This is a genomic window from Streptomyces sp. NBC_00859 (assembly GCF_045161865.1).
In the GTDB taxonomy this organism is placed as follows: Bacteria; Actinomycetota; Actinomycetes; order Streptomycetales; family Streptomycetaceae; genus Streptomyces.
Window position 1 is genome coordinate 6,817,299 of the sequence record NZ_CP108826.1, and the last position, 15,975, is coordinate 6,833,273.

Genomic DNA, 15,975 nt, shown 5'->3' on the forward strand with positions numbered 1-15,975 from the left:
GCCCCGATCCGAAGTTCCCCTCTCCCCTCAGGAGTCCCTCCGGCCGACGCGGCTGCGTTCCGCATGTCCGGCGCTGGATAAGGTAATGGCTCGGCGTAGGGACACAGTGAGGGGCAGTAGTGAACGACGGCGGTGAGCGGCGGTTCGGTCCGCTCGGTAAGGCCTTGGTCATCATTCCGACCTACAACGAGGCCGAGAACATCGAGCCGATCGTCGCCCGGGTCCGCGCCGCGGTGCCGGAAGCGGACATTCTGGTCGCCGACGACAACAGCCCGGACGGCACCGGGAAGATCGTCGACGAGATGGCCGAGGACGATCCGCAGATCCAGGTGTTGCACCGGAAGGGCAAGGAGGGCCTCGGCGCCGCGTACCTCGCGGGCTTCCACTGGGGTATCGAGCACGGCTACGGGGTCCTGGTGGAGATGGACGCCGACGGCTCGCACCAGCCCGAGGAACTTCCCCGGCTGCTCACCGCGTTGAAGGGCGCCGACCTGGTGCTCGGCTCGCGGTGGATGCCGGGCGGACGGGTCGTCAACTGGCCCAAGTCCCGGGAGCTGCTCTCGCGGGGCGGCAGCACGTACTCACGGCTCCTCCTGGGTGTACCGATCCGTGACGTCACCGGCGGCTTCCGGGCCTTCCGGAAGGAGACCCTGGAGGAGCTCGGTCTCGACGAGGTGACGTCCCAGGGGTACTGCTTCCAGGTTGATCTCGCCCGGCGGGCCGTCGAGGCGGGCTGCCATGTCGTCGAGGTTCCGATCACCTTCGTCGAGCGCGAGATCGGCGACTCCAAGATGAGCAAGGACATCGTCGTCGAGGCCCTGTGGCGCGTGACGGCCTGGGGAGTCGGGTCGCGGGCGGGCCGCCTGCTGGGGCGGCAGCCCTCCTGAGTTCCCCGGCACGTCATCCGTGCGCGCCTGCAGGCACACTGGGAGTATGACGACCGGCACACAGCCCCCGACCGCTCCCAAGCGCTCCCGGGCGCGCACCTTCGTACCTCTGGGTATCGCCGTCTGGGTGATCCTGGAGATCTGGCTGCTGATCATGGTGGGCGAGGCCGTCGGCGGACTCGCCGTTCTCTTCCTGCTCGTCGGCGGCCTCGTGCTCGGTGCCGCCGTCGTCAAGCGGGCCGGGCGGCGGGCCTTCCGTAATCTGACGGAGACCGTCCAGCGCCAGCAGTCGGGAGCGGAGCCGGCCCAGGAGCGCGAGAGCGGCGGGAACGGCTTCCTGATGCTCTCAGGGCTGCTGATCATGGTCCCTGGGCTGATCAGCGACGTGCTGGGGCTGCTCCTCCTGGTACCGCCGCTGCGGTCGCTGCTGAGCCGCCGCACCGAGCTGACCCTGGAACGCCGGATGAGCAGGGCGGCTCCCGGCACGGTCGGGGACGCGTTCCAGCAGGCACGCATGCACCGTCCGGACGGCAAGGTCGTCCAGGGCGAAGTCATCAAGAACGACCGCCCGGAGCCCCACGGGGACGACGACGACCCCCGGCCGCCGCTGACGCGCTGACCGGCGGGAGCACGCACAAAGAGCTGAGGGCTCCGGCAACACCCTGAAGTGTGCCGGAGCCCTCAGCCCCTGATGTCGTCGTGCTGTACGCGAAACGCCTGGGCGTTAAGCGGACTTGCGGCTGTCCCGCGGATGCACGGCAATGTTCATGGCGCCGGAACGAAGGACGGCCAGCCTCTCGGCCAGCACCTCCTCCAGCTCCTCGCGTGTGCGCCGCTCCATGAGCATGTCCCAGTGCGTGCGCGCGGGCTTGCCCTTCTTCTCCTCAGGGCCGTCCCCGTCTACCAGGAGTGCTTGGGCGCCGCAGGCCTTGCACTCCCACTCCGGCGGAATGTCCGCCTCTACAGAGAACGGCATCTCAAAGCGATGTCCGTTCTCGCATGCGTACTCCACCGCCTGGCGCGGAGCCAGGTCGATGCCGCGGTCGGTCTCGTAGCTGGTCACCACGAGGCGCGTACCGCGAAGAGCTCGCTCACTCATGAATCGTGCCTCCCGGGCTTGTCGCCCACAGGACAGGTGTCGCTGTCGTCGTCATCCGGTCAACGTCCGGTCGGCGGTAAAGATTCCCGTTGCGGGTCATACGTCGCCCGTCGTGCCGCCCCTTGTTGTACCCACCAGTGACCTCTTTGTCACATCTGCTCAAAGATGTCACCCTGCGTTTTCAACTGATGATCACGCAGTAACGGTCCGCCTGGTGAGCCAAAGGCGTACAGTACCGGCCTTTCACTTCAATGCCTAAACCCGCTCCGGTACCGCGTTTCCCGCCGCCGTCACGGCCTCCCTCACACGTACCCGTGCCAGCAGGAAGAAACCCAGTACGAAGAAGACCACCAGCGAAATGATCGCGGCCCGGTAACTGCCGGTCAGCTGGTACGCGAGCCCGAACACCAACGGGCCCAGCCAGCTCAGACCGCGGTCGCTCATCTCGTACGCCGAGAAGTACTCGGCCTCCTTGCCCGCAGGCACCAGATGGGAGAAGAGCGAACGGGAGAGCGCCTGGCTGCCGCCGAGGACCGCACCGATCGCCGCCGCCAGCGCGAAGAACCAGACCGGGGCGCGGGCCGGCAGGAAGTATCCGGCGCCGAGGATCAGCGTCCACACGGCGAGGGACCCGAGCACGGTGCGCTTCGCCCCGTACACCCGCGCCAGCCGGCCCATGCCGAGCGCGCCGGCCACCGCGAGCACCTGCACCAGCAGGATCGCGGTGATCAGTGTGGTCTGGCCGAGGCCGAGCTCCTCCGAGCCGTACACGGACGCCTGGGAGATCACCGTCTGGATGCCGTCGTTGTAGACGAGGTACGCGAGCAGGAACGAGAGCGTCAGGGGATAGCGGCGCATGTCCCGCAGCGTCGCGAGCAGCTGCCGCCATCCCGCGCCGACCGAACCGCGACCGGCGGCCGGGCCCACCCGCCGGTCGCGCAGCCTGCGCAGCGGTATCAGGGTGAACGCACCCCACCACACGCCGGCGGACGCCAGACAGATCCGTACCGCGGTCGACTCCGAGACCCCGAAACGGTCGTGGCCCGAGTAGAGCACCAGATTCAGAACCAGGACGAAGGCACCCGACGTATATCCGAAGGCCCAGCCGCGCGAGGAGACGGCGTCGCGCTCGTCCGGCTCGGAGATCTGGGGGAGATAGGCGTTGTAGAGGACCATCGAGACGGCCAGCGAGGCGTTGGCCACGATCAGCAGCAGCGCACCCAGCAGATAGCGGTCGCCGTCCAGGAAGAACATCCCGGCCGTGGCCCCGGCGCCGAGATAGGCGGCGCCCGCGAGCAGTGGCTTCTTGCGTCCGGTCCGGTCCGCCACGGCACCCGCCAAGGGCATGACCAGCACCGCGACGACGACGGACACCGAGACCGTGTAGGCGAAGACGGACCCCGCGCGTACCGGGACGCCGAGCGGATGGACGTAACCCGCCGCGTCGGCGGCGGACCTGGCGACCGAGGTGAGGTACGGGCCGAGGAACACCGTGACCACGCTGGTCGAGTAGACCGAGGACGCGAAGTCGTAGAAGTACCAGCCGTGCTGCTCGCGCCTGCGGCCGGCGGCGGCAGCGGCCGTGTCGGCGGCGCCCAGCGCACTGTCCGCGGTTCCAGCGCTCAAACCGCGCCCCCTGATCGTCAGTTCCACGCCCCCCGCGTGGTGAGAACCGCGCGCAGTGACTCCAGATGATCGGTCATGATGCCATCCACGCCCAGGTCGAGGAGGGCGGCCATCCGCGCGGGGTCGTTGACGGTCCAGACGTGGACCTGGAGTCCACGGGCGTGCGCGGCTCTGACGAAGCGCCGGTCGACCACCCTGATCCGGCCGTGGAATTCAGGGACCTGGGCGCAGACGCCGGTCGCCCGCAGCGCGGCGGGGACTCCGTACGAGCGCAGCCGCAGCGCCGCGACGCCGCTCATGCCGTACGAGGTGGCGAGGCGCGGGCCCGCGAGGCGCGCCGCCGCCGCCACCCGGCCCTCCGAGAAGGATCCGACGCACACCCGGTCCCAGGCGCCGGTCCTGCGGATCAGCCCGATCAGCGGGGCGAGCGCGGGTGCGGCCTTGACGTCGATGTTCCAGCGGGCACCGGGGAACTCCTCCAGGAGGTCGGCCAGGAGCGGCAGGGGTTCGGTCCCCGCGACCCTTGCCCGGCGCACTTCACTCCACGGGAGGGAGGCGATCCGGCCCCGGACATCCGTGACCCGGTCCAGGGTCGCGTCGTGGAATGCGACGAGGCGGCCGTCGGCCGTGGCGTGCACATCGGTCTCGAAGTAGCGGTATCCGGCGCGGTCCGCCCGCCGGAAGGCCGCCGCGGTGTTCTCCAGGCCGTCCGCGGAGCCGCCCCGGTGGGCGAAGGGGATCGGTCCCGGGTGGTCCAGATAAGGGTGTCGCGTACTCGTCACTCGGGCAGTATCGCCTGCTCGGCAGCGGGGAGCCGAGGTGCCCGGTCACCCGCCCGAGCGGGCCGGCTGAACATCCGGAGGAACATCTGGGCGAGCGGCCCGATGGACAGGGCGTACACCACCGTGCCCACCCCGACGGTCCCGCCCAGCGCGAAGCCGGTGGCGACGACCGCGACCTCGATGCCGGTGCGCGCCAGCCGGATGGAGAGCCCGGTGAGCTGGTGCAGTCCGGTCATCAGGCCGTCCCGCGGGCCGGGGCCGAAGCGGGCGGAGATGTACAGCCCGGTGGCCGCGCCGTTGAGCAGGATGCCCGCGGCCATCAGAGGGATCCGGCCCGGCAGACCCTGGACCGCGGGGACCAGGCCGAGGGTCGCGTCCATGGCGAGGCCGATGACGAAGACGTTGGAGACGGTGCCGAGCCCGGGTCGCTGCCTGAGGGGGATCCACAGCAGCAGCACGGCGGCGCCGACGATGATCGAGACGGTGCCGATCGTCAGACCGGTCAGCCGGGCCAGTCCCTGGTGCAGTACCCCCCAGGGCTCAAGACCCAGACCCGCGTCGACCAACAGGGCGGAACTGACCCCGTACAGCGCCAGACCGACATAGAGCTGCACGAGCCTGCGTACGAGATTCCTGGACAATATGGCCCTCCCTGGGGTGCTGGGTAGTCGCAGTGGACTGGTACGTGACACTCTGTGGCTTGGGATCCAAGGTCAGCCATGGCCAATTCGGGGAAGGTGGACTGATATTTATGACGCAGTGGACTTCGGCGGTCGGTGCCGCCCAGTTGGCCCGGCTGCTCAGCACCCAGCAGGCGCGGCCGGCCGGCCCCGGAACCCGAAAGCCGCCGGCCTACCGGGCGCTCGCCGACGGCATCAGGGTGCTCGTGCTCGAAGGCCGGGTCCCGGTGGCCGCGCGGCTGCCCGCCGAGCGGGAACTGGCGGTGGCGCTCGCGGTGAGCCGCACCACCGTGGCCGCAGCCTACGAGGCGCTGCGCGCGGAAGGTTTCCTGGAGTCGCGCCGTGGCGCGGGCAGCTGGACCGCCGTCCCGGCAGGCAACCCGCTGCCCGCCCGCGGTCTTGAGCCGCTGCCGCCCGAGACGCTCGGCTCGATGATCGACCTCGGCACCGCGGCGCTGCCCGCGCCGGAGCCCTGGCTCACCCGCTCGGTGCAGGGTGCGCTGGGGGAGCTGGGGCCGTACGCGCACACGCACGGCGACTATCCGGCTGGGCTGCCGGCGCTCCGCCAGAAGCTCGCCGACCGCTACACCGCGCAGGGCATCCCGACCATGCCCGAACAGATCATGGTGACCACGGGCGCCATGGGTGCGATGGACGCCATCTGTCACCTCTTCGCCGGGCGGGGCGAACGCATCGCCGTCGAGTCCCCGTCGTACGCCAACATCCTCCAGCTGATGCGCGAGGCGGGGGCCCGGCTGGTGCCCGTCGCGATGGCAGAGGGGCTCAGGGGCTGGGACCTTCCCAGATGGCGGCAGGTGCTGCGCGACGCGGCTCCCCGGATCGCCTATGTGGTGGCGGACTTCCACAATCCGACCGGCGCACTCGCCGACGAGGAGCAGCGGCGCGGGCTGGTGGACGCGGCGCGCTCGGCCGGCACGGTACTGGTCGTGGACGAGACCATGACCGAGCTGATCCTCGACGAGGACACCGAGATGCCGCGTCCGGTCTGCGCCTTCGATCCGGCCGGCAGCACGGTGCTCACGGTGGGCTCGGCGAGCAAGGCGTTCTGGGCCGGTATGCGGATCGGCTGGGTGCGCGCCGCGCCGGACGTGATCCGCAGCCTGGTCTCGGCACGGGCCTACGCCGACCTGGGGACGCCCGTACTGGAGCAACTCGCCATCAACTGGCTGATGAGCACCGGGGGCTGGGACGAGGCGGTCGCTATCCGCCGCGCGCAGGCCAGGGAGAACCGCGACGCGCTGGTCACTGCCGTCCGCAGAGAGCTGCCCGGCTGGGAGTTCGACGTGCCGCACGGCGGGCTGACGCTGTGGGTGCGGACGGGCGGGCTCTCCGGCTCACGGCTCGCCGAGGTCGGGGAGCGGGTGGGGGTCCGCGTCCCCTCCGGACCGCGGTTCGGGGTCGACGGGGCCTTCGAGGGGTACGTGCGGCTGCCGTTCACCGTCGGAGGCAGGCTGGCCGACGAGGCGGCGCAGCGGCTGGCGGCCGCCGCGCGGCTCGTCGAGACGGGCGCGAGCACCGGTACGGACGCCCCGAGGACGTTCGTCGCCTGACGCTCCTCAGCCTTCGGCCGCCACCGGCGCCGCCTCCATGGGCCGCGGGGCGGTCTCCATCGGACCGGCCTCGATCAGGCCGGGCTCCAGCAGGCCGGTCTCCATCGGGGCGGCCTCCACGGGACCGGGGTCCGCCGCGGCCGCGTGCGGCACGGGGTCCGGCTCGCCCGGACGTCCGGGAAGCAGGCCCAGTACGGCTTCGCGGTGCGCCTCGCTGGTCGCCTCGTCGTACGGGTCGGGCGTGGCGGGGACCTGGAGCCGCAGTACGGCCCCGGACCCGAGCCGTGCGTAGCCCCGGCCGGGCGGGATGTCCGGCGTCGGCGTGGTGTGGGGCGGTGCGCCGAGCAGGGCCTCGATCTGGCCGTGGGTCGCCGGACCGAGCACCACACGGGCACGGGTGTGGTGCCGGACGGTGTCGCTCAGCGCGTCCACCGTGTCGAACTGGTCGGCCACGACCACCGTGACGCTCGCCGCCCGGCCGTGCCGCAGTGGGACCTGCAGCAGCTCCACGGGGTCGGTGCGTCCGTCGGCCGCCGCCAGATGCCCGAAGATGCTGGGCCGGTCGAGGATGATCCAGAGCGGGCGCCTGATGTCGTCGGGCGTGGGGTGCCCGGACTGCCGGGCCCGGTTGGCCGTGACCAGCCGCCGCTCGGTTTCGTGCGCCGCCCACTCCAGCGTGCTCAGGGCCCCGGCGAGTCCGCATTCGATGGCGAGGACTCCGTTGCGCCCGGTGAGGCACGAGTACTCGCCGGTCCCGCTGCCCTCGATGATCACCACGTCGCCGTGGCGCAGGGCCTGGAGTGCGATCGAGCGCAGCAGTGTGGTGGTGCCGCTGCCGGGCTCGCCGACGACGAGCAGGTGCGGCTCCGTCGAGCGCGCCCCCGTACGCCAGACGACGGGCGGTGCGTCGCTGTGCTCCTCGCCGTCCCGCACCGGCATGGTCCGGCACACCGCGTCCGGGTCGGTGAAGCCGAGTACGGTCTCGCCCGGCCCGGTGACGAAGGGCTGCGCCGCGATCGTGGCGGACAGGGCGGGCAGCACGCTCATCGCGAGCCGGTTGCCCTCCTCGTCCCAGTCGAAGCGGTACTCCCGTCCGCGCCCCGACTTGGCGTGGAGGAGCTGTTCGATCCGGGTGCGCGAGGCGGCTTCGCCGTCGGTGAAGTGCGCCGGGTAGGCGACGTGCAGTGCGGTGAGCCGTCCGTCGCCGTCGAATGTGTAGTCGCTGAGGGCCTCGTCCCACTCGCCGCCGTGGCTGAAGAGGGGAGCCGGGTCGTCGGGGACGGAGAAGTACGGCACCAGAGCCTCGTACAGCGCTCGGAGCCGCGCTGTCTCCGCCTCGTCGGGCCCGCTCTTCACCACGGTCCGCTCGTGCCCCTTCCAGGCGGCCGCGGCCATCACCGTGATCAGGGCGAGCAGCGGCCCGTACGGGATGAGCGCGACCACCAGGACGCAGGCCGCGACGAGGAACAGCGCGGGACCGCGCCGGTCCTTGGGTGTCGCGGCCCACCGTTGCCGCCCCGCCGAGGCCAGCTTGCGCAGGCCGCGTCCGACGGTGATCAGCGGATGGAGGACATCGGTGGCGCTGTCGGCGGCCGTCCGCGCGATCTCGCGGCTGCGGGTGATCGATGCGCTGCTGCTGCTCAGAATGCGGGGAAGTGGTCGCCGGGCCACAGCTGTCTCCTGGGGTGGGTGGGGGAACGGTTACCGAGGGTCAGAACTTGATTCCGCCCAGCATGCTGGCGAGGCTCGCGCCGCCGGCCGTGATGCTCGGTGCGATGGCGGTACCCGCCACATAGAAGCCGAAGAGGGCGCAGACGAGCCCGTGGGATGCCTTGAGTCCGTCCTTCTTGAAGAAGAGGAAGGCGATGACTCCCAGCAGTACGACGCCTGAGATGGAAAGGATCATGAGTGTTCTCCTGGTTGGGGGGACAGTCACCATGAGTTCTTCCAGGTTCACAGAAAGTATCTATACGACAAAAGGTGCAAATGGGTGAAATACCCGCTAATTCACCTGACTGGCCGAAGAGGACGTGCGGGTTGTGCCGGTGGTTCGGGGCGGGCAGTAATCTGTCGGTTCACTCGTACGGCTTCACGCCGTACACGGCAGTCACGGCAGTCACAGCAGTCACAGCAGTCACGGCATGGAAGGCGGTACGCGAGATGAGCGAGGCACCGGACCCCGAGGTGGTCGAGCTGGCGACGAAGGTCTTCGACCTCGCGCGGCAGGGGCAGGCCGACGCACTCGCCGCGTACATCGACGCGGGCGTGCCCGCGAACCTCACCAACGACCGCGGAGACACCCTCGTGATGCTCGCCGCCTACCACGGCCACGCCTCGGCGGTGGAGGTGCTCATCGCCCGCGGTGCCGAGGCCGACCGCGCCAACGACCGGGGGCAGACCCCGCTGGCCGGGGCGGTCTTCAAGGGTGAGGACGCGGTGATCCGCGCACTGCTCGCCGGCGGCGCCGATCCGGAGGCCGGGACTCCGTCTGCGACGGATACCGCGCGGATGTTTGGGAAGGCAGAGCTGGTGGAGCTCTTCGGCGCACGGTGACCGGCCTGTCGTAAATGTGGTCGCGGTGGCGATATGGCTGGGTCATCATGACGTCGCGGGTCCCCATCGGACCACCGACGAGAGGCAGAGGAAGATGGACTGCACCAAGCAGAGGGCAACGGGCGGCCGTACATGTTGTTGCGCGGCCAGGTGAATCCCCCGTCCCGGTTGCGTCTACAGCTTGATGTGAGGCTCCTTCCATGATCGATCCAGTCATAGCGCCGAGCGGTACCTTGCTCGGCCTTCTCCAGCGAGGCCGCGGTGACGGCACGCTGCACGCGCTCGCCGCACCACGCAGGGAGGCGCTGGCCGCGCTGAACCACTGCGTCCTGAGCGACCCGCGTCACGACTGGCAGGTCGAGAACCGCTCGCTCTACTACGCACGCCTCTACCTCGACCTCGACGGCGGGCTCGGCGAGATCGAGCGTCACCTCTTCCTCCCCGACGACCACATCGTCACCGAGGACAGCAGGACCGGACTGGCCCTCGCGGTGCTCGGACACCTCGCGTCCTACGACAGGGGTGACGCACTCGGTCTGCTGAGGCGGTACGCGGCGACCGGCACCAACTGGGCCTGGGCCCTCGACGAACTGGCCCTTCGCGACGACGACGCCGGGCTGCGCGCCCTCGCCCTCCCCGTGCTCAGCCGGTTCCCCGCCACCGCGCAGGGCGAGGCCGAGCTGGCAGCGGCCGTGCGCGACGCCTACGAGCCCCGGCCCTGGCGGCTGTGGGCCGACGACCCGCGGGAATCGGTCGGTGGCCGGGTCAGGGCCGCGGGGGAGCAGGGGTCCTTCGACCGCTGGCAACGGCAGATGCGTCCCACGGGCCCCCGCCCCGGCTGGAGTGTGCAGGCCGTCTTCGACTGGGCGCAGCAGGCACTGGAGCGCGGCAGCGAACTGCACCTGCCCGCCGCCCGCTGTCTCACCGCGGTGGCCGGTCCCGGGGACCGCGCCGCGATCGTCGAGGCCGCACGGAGCGGCACGGACGGAGCCCGCTGCGCGGCGCTGCACTATCTCGCGGAGGCGCAGGATCCCGCGGTCCTGGACCTGATCGAGGCGGCGGCGGACAGCATCTCCCGTACGGTCGCCGAGACAGCCGTGGCCGCTTTCGAGCGGATGTGCGGCGACGCAGCGGTGAGCCGGGCACGCCGCTGGGTGCAGCGGCCCGACGCGCTGGGCGCATCGGCCGCGGGTGTGCTGGCCGCTCGCGGCGGGGCACAGGACGCGCAGCTGGTCCTCGGCGCACTGCGCGAGACCGTCCGGGCCGACGGCCCCGACGCTGCCCTGCTCTGGACGCTCGTCGACGGGGCGGGGCGGCTCGGCATCGCCTGCGCGGCGCCCGTCCTGCGACATGTGTACCGCGAGACGGCCTCCTCACATCTGCGCGGCAGCGCCGCCCGCGCGCTCGCCGCCACCGACCCTTCCTTCGGAGCCGGGTTCGCCGTCGAATGCCTGTGGGACTGCGAGGAGACCACCAGGGAGGTGGCCGCCCTGCACGCCGCGACCGGCGACATCCGGGTGGTCGACCGGCTCCGGCGGCTGGCCGCCGATCCCGCCGAGGAGGCCGAGGTGCAGACCGCGGTCCGCAGCCGGATCGCCACGGAGGGAACCGCGCACTGACGCGGCCGTGCCGCCCGTCCGGCCACCCGCGAAACCGGCCCCGGCGAACCTGTGGCCGGATCAGCGCGGGTGCCGGCCCGGCTGGGCGTGTACGGGAAGGAAGACCACCGGGGTCCCCGGGACCGCCTGTGCCGCGGCTCCGAGCCTGTCCTGCGGGACAACCCCGATCACCGGATAGCCCCCGGTCACCGGGTGATCGGCGAGGAAGAGCACGGGCAGCCCGTCGGGCGGTACCTGGACCGCGCCCAGTACCACCCCCTCACTCGGCAGTTCGGCGCCGTCCGAACGCTCCAGCGGCGGGCCATCGGTGCGCAGGCCGATGCGGTTGCTCGCGGCCGAGACCCGGTAGCCGGCCTCCGGCAGAGCCCGGAGCGCCGCATCCGTGAACCGGTCGGCACGGGGCCCCGTGATCAGCGGAAGCACCAGCTCACCCGGGGGAGCCGGCAGCGGAACGGCCTCCACGGTGCCCGGGGACTCACCCGGAACACCGAGCGGCAGCACCTGTCCGCCCTCCAACGGCGCGGGGCCCAGCCCGGAGAGGAGGTCGGTGGACCGGCTGCCGAGAACCGGAGGCACGGTGACGCCGCCGCCGAACGCCACATAGCTGCGCAGGCCGCTCACGGCCCCGCCCACATCGAGCACAGCGCCCGCGGGCACCCGGACCGGTGCGCCCCAGGCGGCCGGGCGGCCGTCGATCCGCACGGGGCACGGTGCGCCCGTCACCGCGGCCGTGACATCCGTGGTGACGCGTACCGCGGCGCCGTCGAGGGTCGTCTCCAGAGCGGCGGCGTCATCGGGGTTTCCGGCGAGCAGGTTCGCCAGCCGGTGCGCGGCGCGGTCCAGGGCTCCCGAACGCGGAACGCCGAGATGCGCGTATCCCGGACGCCCGAGGTCCTGCACGGTGGTGAGCGTGCCGGGGCGTACGACTTCCAGGCTCATGCCGGCTCCTCCGCGGTGAACCGCACCCGGGTGCCGGGAGCCAGCAGCGCAGCGGGGTCGCGCTCCTGGTCCCACAGCACCGCGTCGGTGGTGCCGATCAGCTGCCAGCCGCCGGGGGAGGAACGGGGGTAGACACCCGCGTAGGTGTCGGCGAGGGCGAGTGACCCGGCGGGCACAGCCGTACGGGGCGTGGCCCGGCGCGGCAGCCGGAGCCGGTCGGGGAGCCCGGACAGATAGCCGAAGCCGGGGACGAAGCCGCAGAACGCCACCCGGAACGGGATGCCGCCGACGATGCCGGGGACTTCCGCAGGAGCCACCTGCCACCGGTGTGCGACCTCCGCGAGATCGGGTCCGTCGTAGCGCACGGCGATCTCGATCTCCGGGCCTGCGGTGCCGGCCGACGGCGGCACGGTCCAGGTGGTGAGCAGGGCGGCGAGCTCGTGCGGCCTGGCCAGACCGTCAAGAAGCACTGTGCGGGCGGCCGGCACGATATCGGTCAGCGCGGGCAGTTCGCCGGCGTCGCGCCGGCGCAGCACTTCCGCGTGGAAGGCTTCCGTCGCGGCCGCCGATCCCAGCTCGACGAGCAGGGCGTGTTCGCCCACCGGCAGGACCCTCATCCGCGCTGCCCTCCGTGTGCCGTGTCCGCGCTCCGCCGTGCTCGTGTGCTCATGCGAACGGCTCCAGGACCACGCCGGCGGCGAGCAGTTCACGGCGTACCCGCAGCGCGAGCCCGGCGGCCCCCGGGGTGTCGCCGTGCAGACAGAGGGACCGCGCGTCGACGCCGACGCGCTCACCGCTCACCGCGGTGACCGAGCGGTCGCGCACCATGGCCAGCGCGCGGGCGACCACCGCGTCAGGGTCGTGCACCACCGCGTCGGGAAGGGTGCGCGGAACGAGTGTGGCCCGCGCGGTGTACGCGCGATCGGCGAAGGCCTCCGGCACCGCGGGCAGTCCCGCGTCGGCGGCCGCCGTGAGGAGCCGGGAGCCCGGCAGCCCGAGCACCGGCAGCCCGCCGCCGGCGAGCCGTACGCCTTCGACGACCGCGGCCGCCTGCTCCTCGTCGTGGACGGCGCGGTTGTAGAGCGCGCCGTGCGGTTTGACGTACGACACCCGGGAGCCGGCGGCCCGAGCGAAGATCTCCAACGCGCCGATCTGATAGGCGACTTCGTCGGTCAGCTCAGCGGCGGGAACGTCCATGGCCCGCCGGCCGAAGCCCGCCAGGTCCCGGTATGAGACCTGGGCGCCGATCCGTACGCCACGCTCGGCGGCCTGCTCACAGACCCGGCGCATGGTCGACGGGTCGCCCGCGTGGAAGCCGCAGGCGACATTGGCACTGGTGACGACGGAGAGCAGCGCTTCGTCGTCGGTGAGCGTCCAGCGTCCGAACCCCTCACCGAGGTCGGCGTTGAGGTCGGTCACGGCCGGAGCGGCAGCGGTCGGGGCGGTCGTCGTCATACGGTCCCTCCGGGAGCGGGACGGCGGACTCCCCGGCGCCCGTCCGGGGTGGAACCGGGGCTGATGCGGGGAGAGTCCGGTAGGTGCGGGGGCGTCCGAAGCCTAGCCGCCGGAGGCCGGGCGGGCCCGGTGGACAGGCGTCCCATCCGCGCCGTTTCGACCGTTGTCAGTGCGAGGACCTAATCTGTGCAGCGTGACTTCGCCTGCCCCGACGGAATTCGTTCCGCCCCAGCTCAGCGCGGGGCCGCGGCCCGCACCGGGTCCGGCCGCCGACGAAGGGCTGGCGCGTCGGCTGCGCGCGCTCGCGTGCACGGCCCCGCTGCACGACCTCGATGTCCGCAAGGCCAATCTGGCCGGCGAGTACACGGTCTATGCCATGGCGGAGGTGGCACTCGCCGCGATCGATCTGATCACGCTCAACATGGACTTCGACACCGGGGCCGACCACGACCAGATAGTGGCCAGACTCCTGCCGCGTGTCGCGGCCCAGGCCCCCCGGCGCCCGGCGGACGAGCACGAGCGGGTCGCCCGCTGGGTGCTGGAGAACCTGATCAACGTCGGCAGCGTGGACCGCGGGTTCCGTGCGGTCTACGGCACTTTCGGCCCCGACGGTGAGTACGTCCGCCGTGACTACGACTTCAAGCTGGTCGAAGAAGTCCCCGGGCACGGCGGCACGGTCTATCTGCGTACCACCGACGAAGCGGTCAACGTCCTGGTGGGCGCGCTCGATACCGATGTCACCAGTGCGCAGATCGCGGCCGAGGTGAAGCTGGAGGTGCTCATCAGCCGGGGCCGGCTCGCCGACGCGCAGCTCGCCGCGGAGCAGGCCAGATACCGGACCGTGCAGTACGCGGAGACGCTGCGCAGGACCCTGGAGGCGACCCGGCGCAACGTCCGCGCGGTCGACTGGCTCAGGGCCGTGCCCGACATGATCGACGAAGCCCTCGACCACGTGGCCGACCGCTACCGCCATGAGAACGCGATCCTGACCAACATCCGCAAGGCAAGGGACGAGACGGAGGAGCCCGAGCACAAACGCCGTGCGGCGGAGCTCGTCGACATCGTCAAGGACTGCATCCGCCGTCACACCCAGCTCCAGTCCCGGCTGCTGGAGGCGGGCCCGCTCTTCCGGGCCGAGCAGGACCGCCAGGCCTTCGCGGCGCCGACGGCGAGCTCCGGACTCGACCTGTACGGGCAGCTGGTCGCGCCGGTGCTGCCGCTGCCGCTGGAGCAGGCCATCCGGGTCACCGACGCGTTCTTCGCCCGGGGCGCCGGACTGCGTACGCCCGTGTCCGTGCGGGTCGGTGACCTGGTCGACATTCTGCTGACCCCGCCGGCCGAACGGGAGCACCTGGGCGCGGAGATGCCCGAGCCCGACCTCATCGCGACACCGGACGACAGCCGGTTCAGCGAGGCGCAGCTGGCGCAAGCCATGGAGCTGCTCGACCTGGAGCACGACGCCCCGCGCCGCCTCTCCGGCCTGCTGGCCGACGCGCGGCGGCGCGATCCCGAACTGCCCTATCTGGTCGCCCTGCTGGCCATCCACGCGGCGAGTCCGCCGGTCGGTACCGCGTACCGGCAGGGCGAGGAGCGCCTGCTCTTCGCCGTGGACGACGGCACCGGTCTGGACGACCCGGAGTTCGGCGGCGCGGATCTCATCGTGGGGACGGCCCTGCTGGACACCGCGAGAATGGCCGCGGGCCGGACGGAGGCGGTATGAGCCTCCGGCAGGACGCCCCGCCCGGCCGGCGCCACAGGGCCCGGAGATCCGGGGGCCCCGGACCAGGAGCCGGCAAGCAGCACCGTACGACACCGACCGAGGAGCAGCAGCCGTGAGCGAGACCCACGCCGAGCGCACCGCGTGGAGCGAGCCCGACCAGGCCGCCGCCGCCCCGCCGGCCGCCCCCGGGGTGACGCCGGCCGACGCAGCGGACGCGGCGCGGCTCGTCGCCTTCGGGCTCCAGCCCAAACTGCTGCCCGCCCGTGACGCCGAGTACGCGGAGCTGCTGCGCCGGTACCGCGAGGCACCCGCCTTCGCCCGGCTCGCCGACGCGGTCGCCACCGGGCTCGGCCTGGTCGTCCTTGAGGTGTCCACCCGGGCCGGCATGGCGGTCGCCGCGGGGGACGACTCGGTCTTCGCCGTGCGCATGGGCGACTACGCGCGCCGCGCCGCCGCCGATTCGGCCGACCGCTTCCTGCACGGCCTGGCGCACCTGGCTGTTGCCGCCATGTCCTTTCCCCGCCCCGAAGACCTCGCCGACGACGGTTACATCGGCCGGATCACGGTCAACGGTGTCGACGCGTTCGTCCGCCAGGCCTGCCGCCGCATCGAGGAGCGCGCCGAGGAGCAGGGCGAGAACAGTGATCCGGCCACCGAAGCTCCCGGACTGGAAGCGGCCTGGCGGATCTACGCCAGACGCAGCTCCACCGGGGCCACCAAGGACGCCAGGCGGCTGGCCGGCTCCACCACCGGGATCGTCGCCAAGGCCGTCGCCTTCCTCACCGAGTCGGGATTCCTGCAGCGCACCGGGGACGACGCCGGAGGCGCGTACCGCACCACCGCGCGCTACCAGCTCCAGGTCCGCGACATGGCGGGCAGCGCGGCCATGGCCGAGCTGCTCGACCTGGGCATCGTTGCGGTGTCCGACGGGACGGCCACGCTGGTGCCGCCGTCCGGGGCGGACGACCTCGAACTGACCGCCGACGCAGGACTGCCGTTCCACTCCTGATCAGCCCATGAGCCAGATCCCGCACCACAACGACG

General features: G+C 71.9%; 16 protein-coding genes. 7 read left to right on the plus strand and 9 right to left on the minus strand.

What is annotated here, in order from left to right; translation table 11 throughout:
- Positions 1-119: 119 nt before the first annotated feature.
- Together OG584_RS30070 and fxsA are read left to right on the plus strand one after the other, a co-directional pair.
- Entirely contained in the window at positions 120-887 is a 768-nt protein-coding gene (locus tag OG584_RS30070; RefSeq protein WP_405782528.1) for a polyprenol monophosphomannose synthase, read from the plus strand.
- A 46-nt stretch (positions 888-933) separates the two neighbouring features.
- Positions 934-1,506: an FxsA family membrane protein gene (gene fxsA / locus OG584_RS30075; RefSeq protein WP_405782529.1), complete on the plus strand. Its 573-nt coding sequence runs from the start codon at positions 934-936 to the stop codon at positions 1,504-1,506.
- Between the two features lie 105 nt (positions 1,507-1,611).
- On the opposite strand, the gene OG584_RS30080 is transcribed toward fxsA, so the two are convergent.
- From OG584_RS30080 to OG584_RS30095, 4 genes are all read right to left on the minus strand, one after another.
- On the minus strand, positions 1,612-1,986 hold the full coding sequence (locus tag OG584_RS30080; RefSeq protein WP_161311542.1) for an RNA polymerase-binding protein RbpA: 375 nt from the start codon (positions 1,984-1,986) through the stop codon (positions 1,612-1,614).
- Positions 1,987-2,241: 255 nt separating this feature from the next.
- A complete protein-coding gene (locus OG584_RS30085) occupies positions 2,242-3,612 on the minus strand; it encodes an MFS transporter (protein ID WP_405782531.1) in 1,371 nt (456 codons plus the stop codon).
- A 17-nt stretch (positions 3,613-3,629) separates the two neighbouring features.
- On the minus strand, positions 3,630-4,394 hold the full coding sequence (locus OG584_RS30090; RefSeq protein WP_405782533.1) for a glycerophosphodiester phosphodiesterase: 765 nt from the start codon (positions 4,392-4,394) through the stop codon (positions 3,630-3,632).
- Entirely contained in the window at positions 4,391-5,035 is a 645-nt protein-coding gene (locus OG584_RS30095; protein WP_405782534.1) for a YitT family protein, read from the minus strand. Before OG584_RS30095 ends, OG584_RS30090 begins: the two co-directional genes overlap by 4 nt.
- A gap of 110 nt (positions 5,036-5,145) precedes the next feature.
- On the opposite strand from OG584_RS30095, the gene OG584_RS30100 reads away from it, so the two are divergent.
- On the plus strand, positions 5,146-6,645 hold the full coding sequence (locus OG584_RS30100; protein ID WP_405782535.1) for a PLP-dependent aminotransferase family protein: 1,500 nt from the start codon (positions 5,146-5,148) through the stop codon (positions 6,643-6,645).
- 6 nt (positions 6,646-6,651) lie between these two features.
- Here OG584_RS30100 and OG584_RS30105 read toward each other — a convergent pair whose 3' ends face one another.
- Both OG584_RS30105 and OG584_RS30110 read right to left on the minus strand, forming a co-directional pair.
- On the minus strand, positions 6,652-8,316 hold the full coding sequence (locus tag OG584_RS30105; RefSeq protein WP_405782537.1) for an ATP-binding protein: 1,665 nt from the start codon (positions 8,314-8,316) through the stop codon (positions 6,652-6,654).
- Between the two features lie 40 nt (positions 8,317-8,356).
- A complete protein-coding gene (locus tag OG584_RS30110) occupies positions 8,357-8,551 on the minus strand; it encodes a hypothetical protein (RefSeq protein ID WP_164267853.1) in 195 nt (64 codons plus the stop codon).
- A gap of 254 nt (positions 8,552-8,805) precedes the next feature.
- Here OG584_RS30110 and OG584_RS30115 point away from each other — a divergent pair, with 254 nt between their 5' ends.
- Both OG584_RS30115 and OG584_RS30120 read left to right on the plus strand, forming a co-directional pair.
- The gene (locus OG584_RS30115; protein WP_405782538.1) at positions 8,806-9,198 is read left to right on the plus strand and encodes an ankyrin repeat domain-containing protein; all 393 of its coding nucleotides are present in this window, start codon (positions 8,806-8,808) and stop codon (positions 9,196-9,198) included.
- A gap of 200 nt (positions 9,199-9,398) precedes the next feature.
- Positions 9,399-10,817 (plus strand): HEAT repeat domain-containing protein, encoded by a 1,419-nt coding sequence (locus OG584_RS30120; protein WP_405782540.1) that lies wholly within the window; start codon positions 9,399-9,401, stop codon positions 10,815-10,817.
- Positions 10,818-10,877: 60 nt separating this feature from the next.
- Here the strand turns inward: OG584_RS30120 and OG584_RS30125 are convergent, their stop codons facing one another.
- From OG584_RS30125 to OG584_RS30135, 3 genes are read right to left on the minus strand one after another with little or no spacing between them, the layout of a single operon-like run.
- Entirely contained in the window at positions 10,878-11,756 is an 879-nt protein-coding gene (locus OG584_RS30125) for a biotin-dependent carboxyltransferase family protein (RefSeq protein WP_405782542.1), read from the minus strand.
- Positions 11,753-12,373, minus strand: coding sequence for an allophanate hydrolase subunit 1 (locus OG584_RS30130; RefSeq protein ID WP_405782543.1), 621 nt, complete (start codon positions 12,371-12,373; stop codon positions 11,753-11,755). Before OG584_RS30130 ends, OG584_RS30125 begins: the two co-directional genes overlap by 4 nt.
- Before the next feature lie 49 nt (positions 12,374-12,422).
- The gene (locus OG584_RS30135; protein WP_405782545.1) at positions 12,423-13,211 is read right to left on the minus strand and encodes a LamB/YcsF family protein; all 789 of its coding nucleotides are present in this window, start codon (positions 13,209-13,211) and stop codon (positions 12,423-12,425) included.
- Positions 13,212-13,404: 193 nt separating this feature from the next.
- Between OG584_RS30135 and OG584_RS30140 the strand changes: the two genes are divergently transcribed.
- Together OG584_RS30140 and OG584_RS30145 are read left to right on the plus strand one after the other, a co-directional pair.
- Positions 13,405-14,931 (plus strand): hypothetical protein, encoded by a 1,527-nt coding sequence (locus OG584_RS30140; RefSeq protein WP_405782547.1) that lies wholly within the window; start codon positions 13,405-13,407, stop codon positions 14,929-14,931.
- A 112-nt stretch (positions 14,932-15,043) separates the two neighbouring features.
- Positions 15,044-15,940, plus strand: coding sequence for a hypothetical protein (locus tag OG584_RS30145; protein ID WP_405782549.1), 897 nt, complete (start codon positions 15,044-15,046; stop codon positions 15,938-15,940).
- The last annotated feature ends 35 nt before the right edge of the window (positions 15,941-15,975 follow it).